The following is a 20,664-nucleotide window of genomic DNA, read 5'->3' as shown; positions in this document are numbered from 1 at the left end:
TTTAATGCGATATGCTTAAATATGCCGGAATATTACTCCAGAAGAGTTATTGATATATCTGCTTTGCTTATTCATATAATGAAGGGGTACTTATGGAACATGATGAGATAATAAACAATGTGAAAAACAGTATTACTCAAATGCAGGGTGTAGGGAACACTCTCCTGCTTAATGAGGATGACAGAGAGATTATCAGGGAACTTGAGAAGAAAGCTGATGAAATGACTCTCATGGGACTTGGCAGAGGTGACAATAAAGGTGTAAAGGCAGTTCTTAAGAACGATGTGATATTTGCTTTCACCACCAACATGAATTTCTGCTGGCCTGAAGGTCCGAATGTCATTCTTATGCACGATGGTTGTGTCGTTGGTCAGGATGTAGATGACGAAGCTAAACTTGAGGAAGTAAAAACATGCAAGGATAAGCTCGTTATCGGTAACATTGTGATATATGACACAAGTGTCCTCAAAAAGATGGATGTCAAGAATAATCCACTTATTGTAGTATTGCCTCCAAAGCCATGCGCCGATGTGGAGGCAGTTGATGAGGTATGCAATGTGGTACTTGCTTCTCCGTCTCCGCCAAGTGATGAGTATCTTAAGGAGAAAATGGGACTTGAGAATCTCCACGGTACAGGTACATTCCTGTTGGGATTCGATTTTGATTGTTCCTGTAATTAATTTCTAAATAGCTGTATTCACAGCTATTTCTCTTATCTGCACTTATATTTCTCTTATTTTTTTATTCCGTGATCTGGAGTAGGCAGTCTGATATGGGCCGTCGTTCCAAGTTCAGGTTCACTTTCTATCCATATATCTCCCTTATGAGCTTCAACTATGGTTTTTGCAATATGGAGTCCAAGTCCGTTACCTCCGTAGCGTCTTGTTTTAGAACCATCTACCTGATAGAATCTTTCAAATATGTTTTCCAGTTCTTCTTCAGGTATCCCTATTCCCTTATCGATTACCTTTATGTGAAGACTTTTGTAACCTTCGTGGATTATCAATTGTATATTCTGTCCATTCGGACTGAACTTACTGGCATTTTCAAGTATCTGGATAAGTGCTTCCTTGAGATATTTTCTGTCTCCTTCCAGATATGAAAGCCTTGGTCTGATATCAACATCAACTTCCTGTTTCCTCTGGTTAAGCTGGTCAGCAATATCTGCAATAGCTCCAGTTGCAATATCATTAATATTGAGTGTTGTAAATGTGTATTCAACATCCCCGGACTTTGCAACACTTATAAAAATAAGAGAATCAATGAGTCTCTCCAGTTTTTCAGAGGAATTGATCATCTTTTTGAGAGCTTCTTTTTGTTTCTGGTTAATCTCGCCAAGACTTCCATCATACAGGATTTCAGAATAACCTCTGATTGGTACAAGTGGAGTTTTTAGTTCGTGTCGAAGGTTTGCAATGAATTCCTCTTTGATAGCATTAATTGAATTGAATTCTTTGATTGCATCCCTTGTGTCATAATATCGTCTGTATGCAAACATCAATGATGCCATCATAACAAGTGTGATAGTTATCAGGATCTCGCCCATTGTCCACTCGTCCAATGGACACGTAGTACCCGTAAAAATATGGGCTAAGTCTGTTACTATTGAAAGGAATAGTATACAGATGCTACCTGTGATAAGCAGGATTGTATCGGTGACAATCCTTTTAGTATAGGTTTCTTTTCTTTGATTTATAGATTTTTCATCCATAGTGGGTCCGTTTTGTTTATTAGGAAACAAGTTTCCTTTCAACATATATATAGTTATTCTTGTATAATATTATCATTTTATTATCATCAAAAATCTGTATCTGTCTGCATTTTAAGCTGAAAATAAAAAAAGATAGTAAAAACTAATCGACAATCAAAATAAAAAAAGTATGCATGATTTAAACATGCAAAATGAGGATTATTCGCCGTTGTAGATCTTGAGTGCATCCTCAACAGATGCATCCTCAACTGTGATAGCATAAATTGCGTTACACATTCTGACTGCTTCATCAAGAGATTTCTGATGTACATTCCTTCCGGTTGCATTACCGCATGCACCACTTACATGGATCTGGGCATAGAGCTTTTCAAGGAATGATTTCGGGTCATCGCTGGAACCGCCTGCACAAACAACTTTTGTCCTGCCTGCTGCCAGAACTGCTTCTTTGAATGCTTCTTCAGTTGGCATTCCCTCAGCTTTTGGATAGTTTACCTTTACAAAGTCTGCATTAAGGCATGCGCCGACACCAGTTGCACCTGCAATAAGGTGTGGGTCTTTCTCATTAGCAACAGATTCTCCTCTTGGGTAAATCCAGAGGACAGTTAGCATTCCATACTGGTGTGCTTCGTAGATGAGCTGTGCAGCCTGGTGGAACATTTCAGCTTCATACTTGCTTCCAAGATAGATGGTGTAACCGATTCCAAGAATGTCAAGGCCGCTGTTTTCGCGGAACTGTGCAATCTGGTCCATGTCATACCACTGACCGCTGTACGGGTCGTCCTGCTTTGTTTTAACAAGGTGGGATTTTGAGTTAACTTTGACAAGGTATGGTACATCGGTATAGTCCATTCCATATCTTGCAATAAGTCCGAGCTGTGTTGCAAAAACACCTATCTTTGAGTTTGCAGCTATTTTAAAAAGATGTTCCGGATCATTATCATCTGCAGGGACGTCCTCTCCAAAAAAGTCATCGTTGAGGTGTTCAACTTTCTGGTCACCTGCAAAGAGCATCATATTTCCGCTGTTTGATGTGATCTTCATATAATTTTTAATATATGTTTCACGTGCATCCTGTGGTACATCCAGTGGAACTTTAATATCTTCTTCTTTTATTAAGGCCATTTAAATCACTCAGCTTTCTTAATTGGTCTTGTCTTCTAGTACCCTAAATCACGTTTTTCTATTTTAATTGTTGTGTAGCTTACACTAGTATGTAGTTCATTTTTGAAATATATTGAAATTGAGCTGATTAATAAATTGATTTATTTAGTATAATTATTTTCCCGCTCATTCAGATCTCACACATAAACAAACATTTAAGATTAGTGCTTTGCATTAGTATTTTATATTTATAGCCCTATCAGATAATTATTACATACTTAATAATTAATGTATTAACAAAACAAACTAATATTTTGTATACTCCCGGAGCATAACTGTGAATTCTATATATTTTCTGGAAGTTGTCGTTTCTGTGCTTTTTATGAGCATGGTGGCCCAGACACTCAGCAAGCGTTTTCAAGTGCCTGTTATCATTTTTCTTCTAATCGAAGGAATTCTGATAGGGCCTGAAGTATTAAATTTTATAGACCCGGCTACTTTTGGTGATGGATTAACTGCTATTGTTTCTCTGTCAGTTGCTGTTATTGTCTTTGATGGTGGCTTGCACATTGATATCAAAAGCATCAGGCCAATACAGAAAACTGCGCTAAAACTGACAACTATTGGTGTTCTCATCACTTTTGTGGGTGCCACTTTAACTACATATCTGATTCTTGGTGTTAGTGTAAAACTGGCGGCACTTTTTGGTGCTCTGGTTGCTGCAACTGGTCCGACAGTGATAACACCTCTAGTAAGGAATATACATGTCAATCACAAGGTAGGAAAAATACTTGAGATTGAGGGCGTCTTCAATGACGCAGCCAGCGTGATACTTGCTGCTTTCATGTTCGAGTGGATTGTTTCCCAGCTTTATGGATTTGATGCAGTCGCGTTTATACTTCAGAGGCTTGTAATAGGCATTATAATTGGTATGGTCAGTGGAAATATTCTTAAAAGATTTCTTTCAAGTGGCTCTCTGGTAACTGACCAGACTGCCAGATTCTTTACATTGACACTGGTTATGTCTTCCTATGTAGTATCTGAATTATTGGGTAACGAATCTGGAATTCTCGCAGCGGCAGTTTTTGGAATTGTGACCGGAACATCTAACATCCCTCATAAACAGGCTCTAAAAGAATTCAAATCCGATCTTGTAATGATGATGCTATCCATTATATTCATCCTTCTCGCTGCGATGTTGAATTTCGAGGATATTTTAGGTTTGGGTCTTAAAGGTATCATAGTAGTCCTCATTTTGATACTTATAGTTCGTCCGTTAGCTGTTTTTGGTTCAACTATAGATTCACATCTAAAAACAAAAGAAAAACTGTTCATTTCATTTATAGGTCCAAGGGGTGTTGTTCCGGCATCTATTGCAACATATTTTGCAGTTAAACTGGACTCCATGGGGATCTTTGGAGGACAAACACTTGTGGGCCTCGTATTTCTAACAGTAATAATAACCGTTGTAATGACTGGTACTTTAGCAAGAAGAGTTGCTAACTTTTTAGGAGTTATACCTATGGAAATCCTGATAATTGGAGGCGGAGAGGTCGGAAAGATCCTGGCTGAGAGATTTGAGAAAAGAGGAGAGAATGTTGTTGTAGTTGACAATTCTGAAGATAAATGTCAACGTCTACTAAAACAGGGTATACGTGCTATTCATGGTGATGCTGAAGATATCAATGTTCTAAAGAAAGCAGGTATTGAGAAAGCCAAGTATATCGTAGCAACTACAGATCAGGACAACACAAATCTTCTGGTTTCCCAGATAGCAAAAAGTAAATTCAACCTTAAAGAGGAACAGATAGTTGCAAGGGTCAACAATGTGGAAAATCTTCATGCATTCTGGGATCTGTCTATCAGATCAATGAGTCCTCAAATGACCACGGCTCTTGTCCTTGATAATATGGTTGGAAAACCTTCCATGTTCTCGATGTGCGAGGTTGGAGAGGAAGGCGAGATTCTGGAGATAAGGGTTACCAATCCGAAAGTGGCAGGAAAGGCTATAAAAGAGCTCTCTCTTCCGGAAAATAGTCTCTTGCTTATGATACGAAGAGGTGAGAAATCATTTATTGCCAATGGTAATCTTGTCCTTGAATATGACGATCTTGTAACAGTAATTGGTGAAGGAGATTCAGCAAAGGAAGTTGCAGATATCCTTTACAGATAAATACTGTGAACTTTATACACTTATGTGATATGATGGGGATAATATGGCCATAATTAAAACCAGTGAAAGTCTTGGACGTAGTTTGGGTTTCTTTCAGACTTTTGCTATTGGGACCGGCACAATGATAGGTGCTGGTATTTTCATTTTACCGGGAATAGCGATTTCTTCAGCAGGTTCTGCAGCCATATTATCGTTTTTGATAGGCGGAGTCATATCTATGGCAACCGCTATCAGCATGGCTGAACTGGCTACAGGTATGCCGAAGGCAGGAGGAAGTTATTATTTCATAAGTAGGGCAATGGGTGCAGCATTTGGTGCTATTATTGGATTAGGAGCATGGCTTGCGCTTGTGTTTAAAGGTTCTTTCGCACTTATAGGTCTGGCTGATTACTTTTTTGTCCTTGTACCTGTTCCTGTTATAATCACTGCCAGTGCAGCAGGACTATTCCTTTTGTTCATAAATTATCGTGGAGCACGAAGTAGTGGTTCACTTCAGAACATTATTGTCGTTTTTCTCCTTGTTATACTTTCACTCTTTATTGTGAAGGGTATGATGATGTTTGATACTGAGAAATTCTATCCTGTCATGCCATATGGCTATAGTTCTGTATTTGCAACTACGGGTCTTATCTTCATATCTTATCTTGGAATCACACAGCTTGCCGCCATATCCGAAGAAGTCAAAGATCCATCAAAAAACCTTCCACGTGCTCTTATTGCATCCGTGGGTGTTGTCACTCTGATCTATGTTGGTGTTATGCTGGTTGTTAGTGGCAGCCTTACACACGATCAATCATTAAATACTTTGACACCGCTTGTCGATGTTTCTCAAATGATGGCAGGAGATGCTGGTAAGATTCTGATTATTATTGGTGGATTGCTTGCGACCTTATCTACAGCCAATGCTGCAATCATGTCTTCTTCCAGATTTCCTTTTGCCATGGGCAGGGATGATCTGATTCCCAGTTGGTTTGTCAGCATCCATAAAAAACATGATACTCCACACAATGCTATTTTAATTACAGGTATTGTGATGATTTTATTATTGTTGCTTTTTAATGTTGAACAACTGGCTAAACTTGGCAGTACATTCAATATATTCATCTTTGTACTGATCAATCTGTCAGTTCTGATTCTAAGAAAAAGGTCTCTTGATGAATACAAGCCAAAGTTCAGAGACCCATTTTACCCTTACACTCAGATCATAGGCATTGTTTTCAGCCTTTTATTGCTGCCTGCAATGGGATTATTGCCAATGGTATTCGCATTTGCTGTCATTGTTCTGGGCTTGATCTGGTACAATTATTATGGTAAAGGAAAAGCCTTTCCCAGATATGATCTTTTTGATGTTCTTGAAGACAACATTTCCCCGGCTCCGTTAAAGGATAGCTCTACAATTAAGATACTGGTTCCAGTTGCAAATCCAAAACATGAAAAAGATCTATTGTATCTTGCAGATAATCTGGGCGACACTATCATAGGTCTTAATGTAATCAAAGTGCCTCAACAGATCGGTCTGGCAGAAGCAAGAGATGCATTCCATGCAAATAGGATTGCTGTGGATGGTGCATTAAGGGAGAAATTCGAAGAATTTCCTGCAATTGTGGGTCATGAAAGGAAGTACGTGATATCTTTTGATCATAATGTCACTAATTCCATTGTGGAACAAGCTGAACTAGAAGATGTTGATTTTATTATAATCGGCTGGCATGAGATGGATTGTCTGCATTCTCTGTTTGGAAATATTACTAATCAGGTAATGTCATCTGCCAGTAAGAACATTGTCGTATTGAATGGCTATCTTCCTGCTAAAATCAGGCGTATAGTTGTGGCTTATAATGGTAAAGATAATTCTAGCTATGGCTTGTATCTTTCCAAAAGACTATCAAAGAGTACTGGTGCTGAATTGCATGTCCTTAGGGTAATAGACCCAAATCTTGATGATGAATCCTATAATGCCATCTTAAATGATATTGAAAAAGCTTCAGGAGGGTCTTCGGTTCATAGTATATCTACGCACCTAATCAAACACATTTCAGTTGAAGAGGGGATACTGGATTTTATTGAAATGGGTGACATGCTGGTAATAGGTGATTCTGGAAAACGTTTCAGTTTCTCCTTGATAGGTGATAGGTCATGTGTTCTGGCTAAAGGTCATAAGGGCCCTGTGATAATCATTAAGAAACATAGGCCAATTTCTTCCAGGGGTTTGATGTACGTTCTCATGAAAAGAACAAGGGGTGTAATGTCATATATCATGCGTTTAACCAAAAACTGATACTTTCTTCTGGTAAATGTATGCTCGATGATTATATGCTTTATATATTACTTTCACCTAGCTTAGAATTAGGTTATATAGTCCGGATGCATACTGAGTATTGCCTCTCCATAAGAAGAAACAAACAAGAGGCTTGAGGATTTAAAATGAAACAATTAGCACAGGAAATTAGTGCCAGGTTCAGCGAACTTGGAGTGGAGATCCCAATCGGGGAAATTGAAGAGCGTCTTGACAAGATGATTAATAAGTTCAAGGTGCCAAGGGAAGAAGCACGCAGAAGCGTTGTAAACTACTTTTTAAAATCATACAATATCAAGAGGAATGAGTTCTATATAGGGCAGTCAGAATCTCCTCTTATCAACATTTCCGATGTGGATGACGGCAAGTGGGCAAATATCAGGGGGAAGATTGTCCAGCTGTGGGATAATACACATGAGTCCATATCCCAGGTAGGTCTTATCGGTGATGAAACAGGGACTATCAAGTTCACAATTTGGGAAAGTGCAGGAGTATCTTCTGTTGAAGAAGGAAAGAGCTACCTCCTGAAAAATGTAGTTGTGAACGAGTGGAATGGCAAATTCCAGCTTAATGTTAACAAAAGCAGTTCTATTGAAACCCTTGATGAAGAAATTGAAGTTGGAAACGCTACAGTGGAGTTCAATGGAGCAATGGTGGACATTCAATCCGGTTCAGGTCTTATTAAGAGGTGCCCGGAATGTAACCGTGCCCTTACAAAAGGGGCATGTATGGAACATGGTAAGGTAGATGGAGTTTATGATCTTCGCATCAAGGCCGTAATGGATGATGGTAACTCCATACAGGATGCAATTCTCAAAAGAGATCTTGTGGAAGAAATAACAGGCATGACTCTTGAAAGCGCAATTACACTTGCTGCTGATGCTCTGGATCAGGGAGTTGTTCTTGAGAAAATGAAGGACTCACTTGTAGGAAGATATTATAGTGTAAAAGGTTCAAGGGTTGACAGGTACCTTATAGTAGAATCAATTTCTCCAATATTTGCATATGACCTGTCCGAGTTGGATGAGCTTATCGCAGCTGCAGAGGTGGTCTGAGATGGCAGGATATACAAGGGAAGTTGCCAGAAGGATATTTGCACAGGAATTCAGGGAATCTAACCTTAGTTTTAAGGATGGTGATGATCAGTATGCTCCGCAATATCTTCTTACTCCAACAGGTGCTAAAGTTAACAGAATTTTCATAGTAGGAACTCTCATCGAAAAAGAAGACATAGGAACTGATTCAGAGTACTGGCGTGGAAGAGTGACCGATCCTACAGGTTCTTTCCTTCTATATGCAGGTCAGTACCAGCCTGAGGCTGCACAAGTGCTTGCAGAATGTGAAACTCCGGCATTTGTAGCGGTTGTTGGTAAGCCAAGCACTTATACAACTAACGAAGGTGACGTTATTACTTCAGTAAGGCCAGAATCGCTTCACATAGTAGATGGGCAGACAAGAGATATGTGGGTAATCGAAACTGCAAAATGCACTCTTGACAGGATTAAAGCACTTGACAGTGCATCTCCAAACTCCCAGAGGGCAAAGGAGTATTACGATCCCGATGCAAAACATTATTCTTCAATGGTTTCTCAGGCGTTGAAATCCCTGAAAGAGACATATTAATTAATCAGGGTTCAACTCCCTGATTTTCATCTATTTTTGAATTATGGAATTATTTTTACTCTTTGACTTTTCGACCAAAACTCCCATAAGTAAGATCGACATTGATAAAATAGTGGGTGTTATGAAAACTTATTTAGTACTCTGGTTTAACAGTAATGGTGCCCTGCCTTCGGAAATTGACAGAAGTCTTATGTCACTTGGATTCAAGGCAGTCCAGGGAAATTATGATTATGTCTATGACTGGGGTGACAATGTAAATCTGGATGAAATACTTCGTTTTACCGATCAGATACATATGACACTAAATGGTAGCGGTGTTATGTTTAAAACAGAAACTGTGAATGGCCAATAAATTTTATGAAAACATTTAACTCTTATTTTCCCCAAGTTTGCGGGAATAATCAATATATCCGCAGGATTGGCCGGTTATAGGAATAATATTCGTTGCCACAGTGCCGTTATTTATCTCCAGTTCAACTGCGCAGGGATCAGACATACGTGGCTTTGTTGGCGATCCCGGACATATCAAAAGAACATCACTCTTTTCTATAATTGGTCTGTGAAGGTGGCCGAACACGAGAACATCGACACCCATTTCAAGAGCCATGTATCTTGTTGCCGTATTATCTACAATAGAAAGTGATGCTTCGTGGATAATACCTATCTTTACACCCTCAACTTCAAATACAAGCTTCTCAGGAAGGATTTCCCTTACAGCAGGCTCATCTGAGTTTCCATGAACAGCTTTCAGTTTTCCTGTGGCTTCAAGTGCTTTATAAAATTGAAGACTATCAAAATCTCCTGCATGTATGATCATTTCATAGTCATCAAAAAGTTCTGACAGGAATGAAGGAATACTGTCACTACTTGAGTGAGTGTCTGATATGATAATGATCTTCATGTTTCCTCGCTTGGATTATTGTATGCTGAGATCAACAAGTTCGTATTCCAGATTCTCAGTCTCAAGCCGGCTGAGTATGGTTGGAACTTCTTCATCGATGGCAAGTACAAGTGATGACAGGCCGTGATATGCAGCTTCTATTACAGATTCCTTTGCACCGAACATCACATGTGGTTCCATGTCTATTCTTCTAAGAGCTATAAGGGATTCCACGCCAATTGTGGCAATATATGCTTTTGATTTTGCGAGTGCTCTGAGTCTCTCAACATCAACATTATGTGAACCGCCTCTTTCAACCCTGGGAATCCTGCACACAGTTATACTGGCATTTTCAAGGTCAATCAGTCCCATCAGGTCAGTAACACCTACATCCTCTCCCTGCTTTGCAGCAGATATTGTTGTTCCTGTTGCATTTGTTACATCAGTGGTGCTTACATAAAGCAGTCCACTTTCCATTTTCAGGTAGACTTCCTTTCCTTCTTCAAGGTCTTCTCTTGCTATTGCAGTCCATGTAGAGACGTGACTTATGATGTCGCTCATCACATAGCGTGCATATCTCTTCATATCTGCTGCATTTTCAAGTACCCATTCAACACCCTGCTTTGTAATTCTGTAGCGCACCCTTCCTTCTGAATAAATAAGACCTTCTGCAACCAGCTCCTTTATATATTCAGAAACTGCCTGGGGTGTAACCCCAATTTTCTCAGCAATTTCTTTCTGTCTTACATTAGGCTGATGTGCAGCTACTTCTATCAGGATCTGAAATTTAGTTATACCACTCTTGCTGTGAAGGAGTTCTATCATTCTGCCTCTCCGCCTTGAAGTACCTTGAGTCTCTGTCCCATAACTGAAAGTTTATCGGATCTGCGGGCAACAGCGCGAATATACAGGGGACTCTTGTTCAATGCTCTGGTAAGACTGCTCATAGAGTCATTACCCTGCTCTACCAGTTGTTCAAGTTCTTCAATGGCATCCTTTACTTCCTCATAAGGCATGAAAGTAAGCATGATGATGTCGCTCATATCTTCAAAAGAGCACTGGAAATTTGTCTGGACTTTAGAATAGGATGTACGATACTCTTTTTCAGGAGTCTTCCCGGGTTCTGGCATATGCCACTGACTTTCTATCAGACCACTCTTTTTAAGTATGTTGATACTTTTTGTTACATCTGTTCCTAAAAGATCTTCAAGATCTTCCTTTGTCATCCAAAGGTTCAGAAGCGCATCAAATACTTTTTTGTGTCTCTGGGATCCAAAAACCTGAAGTAGAGGTACGAGTTCGGAAGGATCATTGATAATTCTTGTTCGTTTACTCATCTAATTACCTCGTATAGCCAACGGACCAGGTATAAAACAGACACATTCGGGCTCAGAACGCCTTGGAATGCGAAAAATATTGCCTACATGTTGTCTATTTTTAGTACCTATCATATGGAGGTTAAACTTAATAAATGTGTTGTGATTTCATAATGTTTCGAAATAGATACTGTTTTTGCTGCTGTTCATTTTGAGTGAGGGCTCTTTTGAACATGTTATTTTGTTTTCTCACGAAGTCATTGTTTTTTGTTAACCAGTCCTTCGAAATACCGTATCTTCCTTTTAATCGAATTGGAACATAGAAATATCTCTTATGTACTGTTGCATACAGATTACAGGAGAGAACCATTTTTTCATGTCGGTAAAGCCGCATATACTGCCTGACGTATAACTATCTATTTCCTTCCTCCTAAGAGGGACTCTTATAACGTCATTATTCTTATTAAATGTACCTGTTTTCTACTAAATTATATTTGGAAGAGACCGGCAAATATATCAGGTTTGTTATCAATTATGATAAAGTCATATGTCTGATAGCATCTATTTACTAATAAACGATATTCTTAAAGGCCGCCAGCTTTCAATTAGTGGTGTTACAAGGGAACTTAAGGACAAAGGTGTTGATGAACATCGTCTTGTAATGACAGGTTACCTGCGTGCTCTTAAGGACATGAGAAAACTGACTGAAGTTGAGATTCCTCCTTCAAAGGTCTACAGTCTTATAGAAACCGAGCAGGCAGATTCCGAAGATATACATTCCCTTATAGCTGAAAATATAAGGTCTGTGGAGCCTGCTTACATGGTTCCGGTAGCTGCATATGTGCTTTCAAGGATAGTTGAAAGGCCGGTTTTCAAGGAAGAATTTGCACGTATGGGTATCGGCCAAAAAAGTCTGGCTGATTATCTTGCTTCATCAGATTGCATCTTAAAAGCTGCGGAAAAAAGTCCGAAAGAATATGCAGCAGGAATTACCAAGCTGAAGATCACTTCCACGGAACCTGCCTATGAGGTAGGAAAGATAAATGAAGATATTCTTAAGCATTCAAATTGCATACTTCTTAAAATAATTAGAAGCTCGGTGGATCTCACTGGTCTGATTCCCAAAACAAAGTCAACTTCATTAGAGGATTTCAGTTGATGATGCAGTTGTCAATAAGTCCGGTTTTACATTTTATGGCACGTGATATCTATGTCTGAAAACAACAATGATACTTCCATTCTAATGCATCCAATTGGATTTGTAGACAATAGCATTTTTGAACCTGCTTCTGCAAGAGAGAAAAAAGATACTGAATCTTTGATTGTTCTTAAAAGTGAATATGCTGAAGGTCTCGACAGCATTACAGACTTTGATAAAATACAGGTCTTCTTTTATTTCCATCTTTCAGAAGGTTTTTCCATGATACAGAAACGCAGATATGATGGTAAAATGGCCGGTGTTTTTGCATCAAGGAGTCCAAAAAGGCCAAATGGTATTGGCGTTACTGTTGTGGAGCTTCTTAAAGTTGATAATAATATTCTTCACGTAAAAGGACTTGATGCAATAAACGGGACTCCTATTCTCGATATCAAACCCTATATCTCTGAATAATATATTTTCAGAAAAACTTGCATCTATCGATAATTTTGGAAAGGAGATTTTATTAATGTCTGGAAAAAGCAGAATCAAAGTAGCCTGTATTCAGATGGCTATCTCAGATTGCAATAAGCAGTCTAATGTTGAAAAAGCATTATACATGGCCAATGCTGCCTTATCTGATGGTGCGGATATTCTGGTTTTCCCTGAGGTTTTTTCCACAGGTTTCTGTTATGACGAAATTGAAACTTCCAGTGAAGATGAAAATGGTGAGACAATCAGGCAGATGTGCGCGTTCTCAAAGATAAATAAATGTGTAATGGTATTTTCCATTATTGAAAAACAGGCATCTTCAACAGGTCTAAAGTATTACAACCTGGGTGTTTGTGTGGAAGATGGAAATATTGTTGGAACTTATCGAAAGACCCATCCTTTCAAGCGGGAAAAACAGTATTTCTCATCAGGGAATTCTATAATTCCTGTCCTGCTTCCTAAAAGAAACTTAACAATCGGTCTTCAGATATGCTATGAACTACGTTTCCCTGAAGTTGCCAGAAAACTTGCTTTAATGGGGTCTGACATGCTTATAACAATAGCTGAGTTCCCAAGTCCAAGAGGGCATATATGGCGTTCACTTGCAATTGTACGAGCTATTGAGAACCAGATTCCCCACATTGCCTGTAACAGGGTGGGAGAAGGTTCCGATTCATCATTCTTTGGAGGTTCTTTAATTGTGGATCAACTGGGTGATGTAATGGAAGAAGCCGGTGATGATGAATCAGTTATTTTTGGAACTATTGATCTCGAAAAAACGACTAAAATAAGAAATGATATTCCTGTGTTTGATGATCGCAGGACAGATATTTATTAGAATTTATAGGAAAAGCTGAATCTTTTCTGTTTTTATATCTTTGTTTTTTGCAGCCTTACTTTGAATGTTGTTCCTTTCATGCCAGCTCTGTCAAAGACCTCAACTGTTCCTTCATGAAGGTCAACTATACGTTTAACAATAGCAAGCCCCAGTCCTGTTCCTTTTATATTGACTTTGTGTGCTCTTTTAAAGCGATCAAAAACAAATGGCTTTTCCTCATCAGGAATTCCTTCTCCTTCATCAGAAATCTCTATTTCCCATGCATCATCAACATCTTTGACGCATATATCAATATTAGTTCCTGATGGGCTGTATTTGATAGCATTGCTGATAAGATTGGAAAAAACATCTTCTATTGTTGTATTCACATCTGCAGGATAAGTGCCTGATGGATTGAACGATACGGTTATATCCTTTTCTTCAAGCTTTGGAATGAGATGTTCTATAACCTCTTCTATTATTTCTTTTAGATCAAGTGTCTTAAAAGTCATATCATCCATATTCTCAAGTTTTGCAAGATGGGCCGCATTCTCAATTAACTCTATAAGCTTCTTGTTGTTCCTTTCAATGGCTTCCATTGCCTCTTTTTTTCGGGGCTCTTCTTCCATTTCCATAAGGAACTCTACATAACCTTTGATAACAGTTGCAGGGTTTATGAGATCATGCCTGAGTATATCTGTAAAGAGATCCTTCAATTCATTTGAATTTTTCAGATCAAGAGAGTATTGTTTCAGCTTTTCTTCTGCAATCTTTCTCTCCCGAATCTCAACTTCAAGTTCCCTGTTCTTGGAATTCAGTTCATACGTTTTCTCTTCAACTTTATTTTTAAGAGTGAGACTTAATATTACAAATATCAGAAGAAGGCCGCCTCCAATGCCAACAGAGAACTTAAGCCAGGAAGGACTTTCCCATGTAGAGAGATTTTCTTCAGTTATGTCTTTATCAATATTCTCCTGCATATAGTGGATAGTGCCGTTTTCCGTAATCATCTGGGATATATCTGCATCTATCTGCTTTGCAATTTCAGGATTCGTATTATTCGATAATGCAAAAACCATATCTGTAGGTGATATTACAAACGGTATTTTTTCAAGATCAAACTGGTCTTCATAAATCTCTCCATATGATCTTGGTATAATTCCTGCATCAGTTTCTTTGTTATCAAGAAGTTCGAATATCTCAATATAGCTGCCGGCACTTATGAATGAGTAATTGGTGTTTCCATTTCCGGGACTTGAATTGAAGCTTTCATAGAATATGTCATCTACATGTGCTATTCTTTTCCGGTCAAGATCGTTCATGGAAGTGATTCCTGATCCTCGGTAAGTGTAAACTATTCCCCAATCTGTGTATGGGGCTTCAGTAGTCAAAATGTATTTTTGTTCTATTTCCGGAATAAAAGGCACCGCAGGAAGGATGTCTATACTGCCGTTATCAAGCCGCTGATAAGATTGAACAAGTGTGCCTGGTACGTATTCAAGTTCCCAGCCTTCTTTTGCAGCTATACTCTCCAGTATCTCTGCATAAAGCCCGATGGCTGTTCCGTTCTGTTCCTGTGATATTAGCGGCTCATTCGGATAGACTCCGACTTTGAGTTCCATTGTGGAATTTGCACCAGCACATGTAACCAGCAGGAAACTGAGTATCATGAAAACAAGAGACGTTCTGGCTGCAAGCCTGACTTTCCTTTCGTTGCTTTCATCGGGAGTCTGATTTTTTACGTTCATTTGATGCACAATAATTAATTATATTTTATTGGCTTCAAATTTATATTTATCGTATATTTTAACGCTTCTCGTAACATAGGATACAAAAATAAAAACAAAAAAGAGAAATACTGGTTAAAAACCAGTATCTTATTCTAAATATATTGCAGGTCTGAGTGGTGCTGCAAATCTGGATTTACTTTCCGGATCATATTCCGGCTCATCAGCACTGTAAACCTGTATGGAACAGCCTATTTCGTTTTCAAGACATCCAATATTCTCTTTAAGTATTGTCATCTCATCAAGACTCATTCCAAGCAGCATCTCAAATCTTTCGGTCTTCACGCTGCACATATCAGGCACAAGCTTCTGGACATATTTTGGTATTTCTTTGCCGTATTTGCGGTTCTCTGGATCTGCCATCAATGTCTTGATAAGTTTTCCTGGGTTGAGATCTTCTTCATTCTTCATCTCAAGAGCCATCTTGAAAGCTTTTATTTTCCACTCTGGTGCAGTGTAAAGAGCTACCATTTTCGGTGTTATTTTTGTGACCTTGATGATCTCTTCTATGTCTGAAAGTGTGCTGCACATGAGTTCCTCGGCAAGTTCCGCGTCATTATCAACGAATCTTGGGCAGAATATAGGATATGCTGCCTGGGATACGAAGTCTCCTTCGCCGTGACCCATTGCACTCCAGATCTCTTCACAGATGTGAGGTGTGAATGGAGCCATCAGGCGGACCCATACATCCAGTACATCGTAAAGCAGTGCGCTTCCGCCTCTTCGCTGGTACCACTTTACATCATTGTAAAGCAGGAAGAATGCATTCTGCAGTGCACTTCTTGTCCTGATGGATGTCATGTCATTGTTAGTTTCCCTGACGCACTGCTGAAGCCTGCTGAGCATCCAGCGGTCAATAAGCTTCAGTTCACCGTCAATTCCTGATGTGGCACCTGAATCAATAATTTCCATTGCAAGCTTGTAGAACCTTTCAACCTGTTTCTTTGCGCTTTCAACGCCCACATTTCTCCAGTCTGCGTCCTGGGTCTGCTCGGCACTTGAAAGAATGTACATACGTGAAATGTCTGCTCCGTAGTCGCCAACAGCTTCCATAAGAGTAAGTATTGGTCCTTTGGACTTGCTCATCTTCTGGCCTTCAAGGGAAACGAATCCATTAACTGCAAGACTGCGCGGCCATTTGTCCTCATCAAATATTGCAACGTGGTGGAAGAGGAAAAACAACAGGTGGTTTGGTACAAGGTCTTTTCCTGATGATCTCAGGTCAACAGGATACCAGTAATCAAAGTCTGATTTAATGTTAGCAATTAACTGTTCTGAAAGTCCGGTGTCAATGGCTGTCTGCTGGACTGAACCTTTTCCAAGAAGTACGTAATCAAAGAGTGAAGGTTTCAGTTGATCAACATCAACACCCTGTGCAAAGAACTTGTTCATTATGTAGTATGACATGTAAATTGTAGAATCGCCAAGTGATTCGATAAGCCAGTTTGTATCAAATGGCAGCTTTGTTCCAAGACCTTTCTTCCTGGCACATGCCTTGTCCTTAAGCCAGTCTACCTTGTTGTTAAACTCAACTCTGATCTCCTCAGGGATGATGTCCATATTCTCAATACATTTGTAGACTTTTGCTTTCCACTGCGGATCTGAGTAGTTAAGGAACCATTGTCCTTTTACCATATTCACGACACATTTTGTTCCGCAGCGGCATACTACAGGTTCACTGAATTCGTGGAATACTTCCCCGATTCCTTCATCAAGCAGATCACGTGTGAGGATGTCCTTTATTTTGGAAACTGCAACACCTGCATATTTTCCGGTGTTCTCTTTAAGGACTCCACCATGGAATTCACGGCGATACACCATCTTTGTTGCTTCCTCGGCTTTCGGATCATTCTGGTCTTTAGCGCCAAGTTGCTCGACTGCTTCAACTGCCGGATATTCTCCGAATTCCTTGGCCTGGATAAGTGATATCAGTTTAATCTCTTTCAGGTCTTCCGTAATTCCATATTCGGACAGGTCTTTATCGTAAAGGTCTTTGAGTGCAAGATAATCATAAGGTGCATGTGCAGGCACACTCATGACAATACCGCTGCCGTTTCCGGGTTTGACAAATGATGCAGGAAGTGTGATAACCTCGTTTCCTGAGAGCGGGTTTTGAACTTTTAGCCCCACAAGCTCTTTTCCAGGAACATTCTCTATGAATTCAACTTCTCTGTCTGTAAACGTAAGTTTCCTGTGAGCTTCCTGACTGACAATCCATATCTCTTCGCGTCCATCTTTGCTAACCTTGATTTTTGCGTGTTCTATATCAGGATTTATCCAGAGGTTTGTAACTCCGAAAATAGTTTCAGGTCGAAGTGTTGCACATGGCAGTACCATACCTTCATAGGTAAATTTGACAAGTGTAAAATCAACAATAGTGGCTTCTTCACCATGAAGAATATCGTGGTCTTCTACCGGATTGTTGTCGTTTGGACACCATTTAACAGGATGCGCTCCTTTAACTATGAGACCTTTTTCATGAAGAAGGTTGAACTGCCATTCAATGAACTTCTTATATGTAGGGTCAGTGGTTGTAAACTTGCGTCTCCAGTCAATGGAATAACCAATTGCACGCATCGCTTTTTCAGCTTCCACGCTGAAATAGTCTACTATTCTTTCAGGTTTTGTAAGTGTTTCAAGGATATCCTCAGGTATTCCGTGAAGGCGGGAATAAACATCCATTGTTTGCGGATCCTTGTTTTCAATTTGTTCAGCGAGTCCTACAATAGGTGTTCCTGTAACGTGGAATCCCATTGGGTAAAGTACATTGTAACCAAGCATTCTCCTGTGCCTGGCAATAACGTCACCGATGGTGAATGTCCTTGTGTGCCCGGCGTGTAAATTGCCGTTTAAGTATGGGTAAGGGATAGTGATAAAGAATTTTTCCCTTTCATCAGGCTCTGGCTCGAATATCCTGCTTTCATTCCAACGGCTTTGCCATTTGTTTTCTATTCCATGTGGATCATAATCCTGTTCCATTGTAAGCACCTCTCACACCGGGTGTAATTTACCGCAAGAGTTTCTATATTAACTTAAGTCAGGTGAAATATTAACTTTCTGTATTCATCCTGAATTAATCTAACTCATGGCTTTCATCAACAAAATCTGGTTTTAATTCCAGAATGTAAGATGAGACTCAAGGGTAATATTCAATTGTTTATTTTCAATAGTGTTTGATGTGGTAATAAATAACAACCTACATAAAACACACGGAAAAGGCAGTCTATGTTGCTTCAGGTCAAACCAGAAGGTAGGTTGACTTTGTTCTGAAAAAGAATACCAATGGTTTTACATTTTCACCATTGTCTTGACATGTGTTCTCCACAAAAAGGACATCTGAACTCTCCTTCTCCACAACTGTGACATGGGTTTAATACTTCCATGTTATATCCGCAGTTATAGCATCGATAGCGTTCTCTGATATTGTTTGCTGTTTCGCAATGTTCGTTCATAGCCCCAGCTCCTTCTTAACTATTGCACTCAACATGTAATAAAGTTAACCAGTTACACATGTGCAATATTGTTCGTATTAATGTTTCTCTGGGGTTCAGACCGTTACGCTTATTCTCGGTTACCTGTGTATTCAGTAATATGGAATTCAAGACGATTGGTGGTTCTGTATCTATCCGTAAAGTACCTGTGTTTTTAAAAGAGCTGGCATCTGTTTCCTCTTTACATAACACTATTGTACAGGCAATGGACGCGGACAAAATTGCAGGTGAGGAGCACATTTCTCTTGCTGTTGAAAAAGCTCTGAGGGCTGTTGAAAATGGATCCAATGTAGCCCGTGATACAGGTGTTGAAATTATGAGGTTTGCTTCGGGAAAAAGGCAGATAGAAGAAGCATTCTCGATGGGAGTTCATGAAGGTGACATGAATGTGGTCTTTGTTGTTCTAGGTGAACCAGGGGATGTAGACCTTACAATACAGGATTTAAAGGAAATTGTAAGCGAAAAACCAGTACTTGCTTATTCTGAAAGTAAAAATGAAATTCTTGCCAGTCAGTTCTCCATTACTGAGCAGGAAATAAAAGCAGCCGGAAAAAGTAGTATTCCTCTGCTGGTACTGGAAAGAGTTGCTCTTGTTGATATATTGAAGTAGACTTTGTTTTCACTATTTTCATATGCTATTCAAAGCCCTCGCAACTCTAATATAGTAAACATTAATACATGTGCCACACAATCATTCATGAAAGAAATACGATTAGGAAAAGATAACTATGCCTCATCCGAAAACCGCAGAAGCTCTCATTAAATGTGCAGGACCAATCGAATGTTCCCTTTTGCCCAGACTTTTACACGTTACAGAAGCAGCAGCAATTGCAGCTTCTTACCAGATGGGTCGTGGTGACAAGAACTACGCTGACCAGGTTTCAGTTGAAGCCATGCGAAGGATGCTGAACTGTCTTGATATGAAAGGCATCATCAAAATTGGTGAAGGCGAGCGCGATGAAGCACCTATGCTTTACATCGGTGAAGAAGTGGGAACAGGTGAAGGTGACCTTGAAGTAGATATCGCAGTCGATCCTCTTGAAGGAACAAATCTTGCTGCTGATGGAATTCCAGGTGCAATAGCCGTAATGGCTATGGCAGAGAGGGAAGGACTTTTCCACGGACCAGATATCTATATGGATAAGATAGTTGTTGGTCCTGAAGTTGTCAAGTACGAAAAAGCACATCCTGATGAAAAAATTGATCTGGATGCACCTGTAATTCGCAATCTTGAGATCGTTGCCAAGGCTTTCAATAGAAATATTGACGAGCTTGTTGTTGTAATTCTTGACAGGCAAAGACACAAGGAGAAAATAAAAGAGATCAGAGGGACCGGTGCAAGAGTGAATCTCATAAGTGACGGAGATCTAATGCCTGGAATCGCAACTGCCATACGTGGTTCAGGAATCCATATGGTTCTTGGTGCAGGCGGCTCAGGTGAAGCAGTCCTGACAGCAGCAGCAATGAAGATACTTGGTGGTAAGATGCTTGCAAGACTTGTTCTTCCAACTGTTGCAAATGGCGGTACACCTGAAGAGATAGAAGCTGAAAAAGCTGAAAAAATGCCAAGACTTGAAACCATGGGAATCACCGAAGAAAATATCAATGATGTAATGGACATCGATAAACTTGCTCCCGGAAAAGATATAATATTCTCTGCAACCGGAGTAACTCCGGGAATTTTGCTCAAAGGCGTAAGTCTTTTTGGTGAAGGTGATGCCAGAGTTCACAGTATAACCATGGGAAGTTCCGGTGTTGTGAAGTTTACTGATACTATTTACATCCATGACAAGGAAAAGAACCCTCTCAGAATGGGCTGATAAGGTTAATTATCTTAAA

At 39.6% G+C, this 20,664-nt stretch carries 19 protein-coding genes; 11 read left to right on the top strand and 8 right to left on the bottom strand.

The window, feature by feature from the left end; all coding sequences use genetic code 11:
- The first annotated feature begins 92 nt into the window (after positions 1–92).
- Positions 93–680 carry a hypothetical protein gene (locus V7O61_RS12165; RefSeq protein ID WP_023845722.1) on the top strand — a complete coding sequence of 196 codons (588 nt, stop codon included), beginning with the start codon at positions 93–95 and terminating at the stop codon, positions 678–680.
- A 53-nt stretch (positions 681–733) separates the two neighbouring features.
- Here the strand turns inward: V7O61_RS12165 and V7O61_RS12160 are convergent, their stop codons facing one another.
- Positions 734–1,711, bottom strand: coding sequence for a sensor histidine kinase (locus V7O61_RS12160; protein ID WP_407281643.1), 978 nt, complete (start codon positions 1,709–1,711; stop codon positions 734–736).
- Positions 1,712–1,909: 198 nt separating this feature from the next.
- Complete coding sequence (locus tag V7O61_RS12155) at positions 1,910–2,833, bottom strand: aldolase (protein WP_407281644.1); 924 nt, start codon at positions 2,831–2,833, stop codon at positions 1,910–1,912.
- Between the two features lie 316 nt (positions 2,834–3,149).
- On the opposite strand from V7O61_RS12155, the gene V7O61_RS12150 reads away from it, so the two are divergent.
- From V7O61_RS12150 to V7O61_RS12130, 5 genes are all read left to right on the top strand, one after another.
- Complete coding sequence (locus V7O61_RS12150; RefSeq protein WP_407281645.1) at positions 3,150–4,985, top strand: cation:proton antiporter; 1,836 nt, start codon at positions 3,150–3,152, stop codon at positions 4,983–4,985.
- Positions 4,986–5,028: 43 nt separating this feature from the next.
- A complete protein-coding gene (locus V7O61_RS12145) occupies positions 5,029–7,263 on the top strand; it encodes an amino acid permease (protein WP_288070139.1) in 2,235 nt (744 codons plus the stop codon).
- Between the two features lie 146 nt (positions 7,264–7,409).
- Positions 7,410–8,336: a replication factor A gene (locus V7O61_RS12140; protein WP_407281646.1), complete on the top strand. Its 927-nt coding sequence runs from the start codon at positions 7,410–7,412 to the stop codon at positions 8,334–8,336.
- Between the two features lies 1 nt (position 8,337).
- On the top strand, positions 8,338–8,904 hold the full coding sequence (locus V7O61_RS12135) for an RPA family protein (protein ID WP_288070483.1): 567 nt from the start codon (positions 8,338–8,340) through the stop codon (positions 8,902–8,904).
- Between the two features lie 121 nt (positions 8,905–9,025).
- On the top strand, positions 9,026–9,256 hold the full coding sequence (locus tag V7O61_RS12130) for a hypothetical protein (RefSeq protein WP_048136079.1): 231 nt from the start codon (positions 9,026–9,028) through the stop codon (positions 9,254–9,256).
- A 15-nt stretch (positions 9,257–9,271) separates the two neighbouring features.
- On the opposite strand, the gene V7O61_RS12125 is transcribed toward V7O61_RS12130, so the two are convergent.
- Genes V7O61_RS12125 through V7O61_RS12115 form a run of 3 tightly spaced genes read right to left on the bottom strand, consistent with a single transcriptional unit; the run spans position 9,272 to position 11,121 of the window.
- The gene (locus tag V7O61_RS12125; RefSeq protein WP_407281647.1) at positions 9,272–9,805 is read right to left on the bottom strand and encodes a metallophosphoesterase; all 534 of its coding nucleotides are present in this window, start codon (positions 9,803–9,805) and stop codon (positions 9,272–9,274) included.
- Between the two features lie 15 nt (positions 9,806–9,820).
- The gene (locus V7O61_RS12120; protein WP_023845731.1) at positions 9,821–10,609 is read right to left on the bottom strand and encodes a winged helix-turn-helix transcriptional regulator; all 789 of its coding nucleotides are present in this window, start codon (positions 10,607–10,609) and stop codon (positions 9,821–9,823) included.
- On the bottom strand, positions 10,606–11,121 hold the full coding sequence (locus V7O61_RS12115) for an ArsR family transcriptional regulator (RefSeq protein WP_023845732.1): 516 nt from the start codon (positions 11,119–11,121) through the stop codon (positions 10,606–10,608). The genes V7O61_RS12120 and V7O61_RS12115 overlap by 4 nt, the downstream gene beginning before the upstream one ends.
- A 526-nt stretch (positions 11,122–11,647) precedes the next feature.
- On the opposite strand from V7O61_RS12115, the gene V7O61_RS12110 reads away from it, so the two are divergent.
- From V7O61_RS12110 to V7O61_RS12100, 3 genes are read left to right on the top strand one after another with little or no spacing between them, the layout of a single operon-like run.
- Positions 11,648–12,259: a hypothetical protein gene (locus tag V7O61_RS12110; RefSeq protein WP_288070479.1), complete on the top strand. Its 612-nt coding sequence runs from the start codon at positions 11,648–11,650 to the stop codon at positions 12,257–12,259.
- 51 nt (positions 12,260–12,310) lie between these two features.
- Positions 12,311–12,712: a tRNA (N6-threonylcarbamoyladenosine(37)-N6)-methyltransferase TrmO gene (gene tsaA, locus V7O61_RS12105; protein ID WP_407281648.1), complete on the top strand. Its 402-nt coding sequence runs from the start codon at positions 12,311–12,313 to the stop codon at positions 12,710–12,712.
- Positions 12,713–12,767: 55 nt separating this feature from the next.
- Complete coding sequence (locus V7O61_RS12100) at positions 12,768–13,568, top strand: nitrilase-related carbon-nitrogen hydrolase (RefSeq protein WP_407281649.1); 801 nt, start codon at positions 12,768–12,770, stop codon at positions 13,566–13,568.
- Positions 13,569–13,600: 32 nt separating this feature from the next.
- Here V7O61_RS12100 and V7O61_RS12095 read toward each other — a convergent pair whose 3' ends face one another.
- From V7O61_RS12095 to V7O61_RS12085, 3 genes are all read right to left on the bottom strand, one after another.
- The gene (locus V7O61_RS12095; RefSeq protein WP_407281650.1) at positions 13,601–15,295 is read right to left on the bottom strand and encodes an ATP-binding protein; all 1,695 of its coding nucleotides are present in this window, start codon (positions 15,293–15,295) and stop codon (positions 13,601–13,603) included.
- Between the two features lie 129 nt (positions 15,296–15,424).
- On the bottom strand, positions 15,425–18,313 hold the full coding sequence (leuS, locus tag V7O61_RS12090) for a leucine--tRNA ligase (protein WP_407281651.1): 2,889 nt from the start codon (positions 18,311–18,313) through the stop codon (positions 15,425–15,427).
- A gap of 317 nt (positions 18,314–18,630) precedes the next feature.
- On the bottom strand, positions 18,631–18,786 hold the full coding sequence (locus V7O61_RS12085) for a hypothetical protein (protein ID WP_156916272.1): 156 nt from the start codon (positions 18,784–18,786) through the stop codon (positions 18,631–18,633).
- 139 nt (positions 18,787–18,925) lie between these two features.
- Between V7O61_RS12085 and cgi121 the strand changes: the two genes are divergently transcribed.
- Positions 18,926–19,435 (top strand): KEOPS complex subunit Cgi121, encoded by a 510-nt coding sequence (gene cgi121, locus V7O61_RS12080; protein ID WP_048135370.1) that lies wholly within the window; start codon positions 18,926–18,928, stop codon positions 19,433–19,435.
- A gap of 118 nt (positions 19,436–19,553) precedes the next feature.
- Positions 19,554–20,645: a class II fructose-bisphosphatase gene (glpX, locus tag V7O61_RS12075; RefSeq protein ID WP_023845739.1), complete on the top strand. Its 1,092-nt coding sequence runs from the start codon at positions 19,554–19,556 to the stop codon at positions 20,643–20,645.
- The last annotated feature ends 19 nt before the right edge of the window (positions 20,646–20,664 follow it).

This window comes from Methanolobus sp. WCC1 (genome assembly GCF_045690315.1).
GTDB lineage: Archaea > Halobacteriota > Methanosarcinia > Methanosarcinales > Methanosarcinaceae > Methanolobus > Methanolobus tindarius.
The sequence above is the reverse complement of the archived record's forward strand: the minus strand, read 5'-3'. Positions and strand labels throughout refer to the sequence as shown.

What these genes read in the sequence shown, in the direction of transcription:
- V7O61_RS12165 (WP_023845722.1), top strand. Translation starts at nt 93, where the DNA reads ATGGAACATGATGAGATAATAAACAATGTGAAAAACAGTATTACTCAA.
- V7O61_RS12160 (WP_407281643.1), bottom strand. Translation starts at nt 1,711, where the DNA reads ATGGATGAAAAATCTATAAATCAAAGAAAAGAAACCTATACTAAAAGG.
- V7O61_RS12155 (WP_407281644.1), bottom strand. Translation starts at nt 2,833, where the DNA reads ATGGCCTTAATAAAAGAAGAAGATATTAAAGTTCCACTGGATGTACCA.
- V7O61_RS12145 (WP_288070139.1), top strand. Translation starts at nt 5,029, where the DNA reads ATGGCCATAATTAAAACCAGTGAAAGTCTTGGACGTAGTTTGGGTTTC.
- V7O61_RS12140 (WP_407281646.1), top strand. Translation starts at nt 7,410, where the DNA reads ATGAAACAATTAGCACAGGAAATTAGTGCCAGGTTCAGCGAACTTGGA.
- V7O61_RS12135 (WP_288070483.1), top strand. Translation starts at nt 8,338, where the DNA reads ATGGCAGGATATACAAGGGAAGTTGCCAGAAGGATATTTGCACAGGAA.
- V7O61_RS12130 (WP_048136079.1), top strand. Translation starts at nt 9,026, where the DNA reads ATGAAAACTTATTTAGTACTCTGGTTTAACAGTAATGGTGCCCTGCCT.
- V7O61_RS12125 (WP_407281647.1), bottom strand. Translation starts at nt 9,805, where the DNA reads ATGAAGATCATTATCATATCAGACACTCACTCAAGTAGTGACAGTATT.
- V7O61_RS12120 (WP_023845731.1), bottom strand. Translation starts at nt 10,609, where the DNA reads ATGATAGAACTCCTTCACAGCAAGAGTGGTATAACTAAATTTCAGATC.
- V7O61_RS12115 (WP_023845732.1), bottom strand. Translation starts at nt 11,121, where the DNA reads ATGAGTAAACGAACAAGAATTATCAATGATCCTTCCGAACTCGTACCT.
- V7O61_RS12110 (WP_288070479.1), top strand. Translation starts at nt 11,648, where the DNA reads ATGTCTGATAGCATCTATTTACTAATAAACGATATTCTTAAAGGCCGC.
- tsaA (WP_407281648.1), top strand. Translation starts at nt 12,311, where the DNA reads ATGTCTGAAAACAACAATGATACTTCCATTCTAATGCATCCAATTGGA.
- V7O61_RS12100 (WP_407281649.1), top strand. Translation starts at nt 12,768, where the DNA reads ATGTCTGGAAAAAGCAGAATCAAAGTAGCCTGTATTCAGATGGCTATC.
- V7O61_RS12095 (WP_407281650.1), bottom strand. Translation starts at nt 15,295, where the DNA reads ATGAACGTAAAAAATCAGACTCCCGATGAAAGCAACGAAAGGAAAGTC.
- leuS (WP_407281651.1), bottom strand. Translation starts at nt 18,313, where the DNA reads ATGGAACAGGATTATGATCCACATGGAATAGAAAACAAATGGCAAAGC.
- V7O61_RS12085 (WP_156916272.1), bottom strand. Translation starts at nt 18,786, where the DNA reads ATGAACGAACATTGCGAAACAGCAAACAATATCAGAGAACGCTATCGA.
- cgi121 (WP_048135370.1), top strand. Translation starts at nt 18,926, where the DNA reads ATGGAATTCAAGACGATTGGTGGTTCTGTATCTATCCGTAAAGTACCT.
- glpX (WP_023845739.1), top strand. Translation starts at nt 19,554, where the DNA reads ATGCCTCATCCGAAAACCGCAGAAGCTCTCATTAAATGTGCAGGACCA.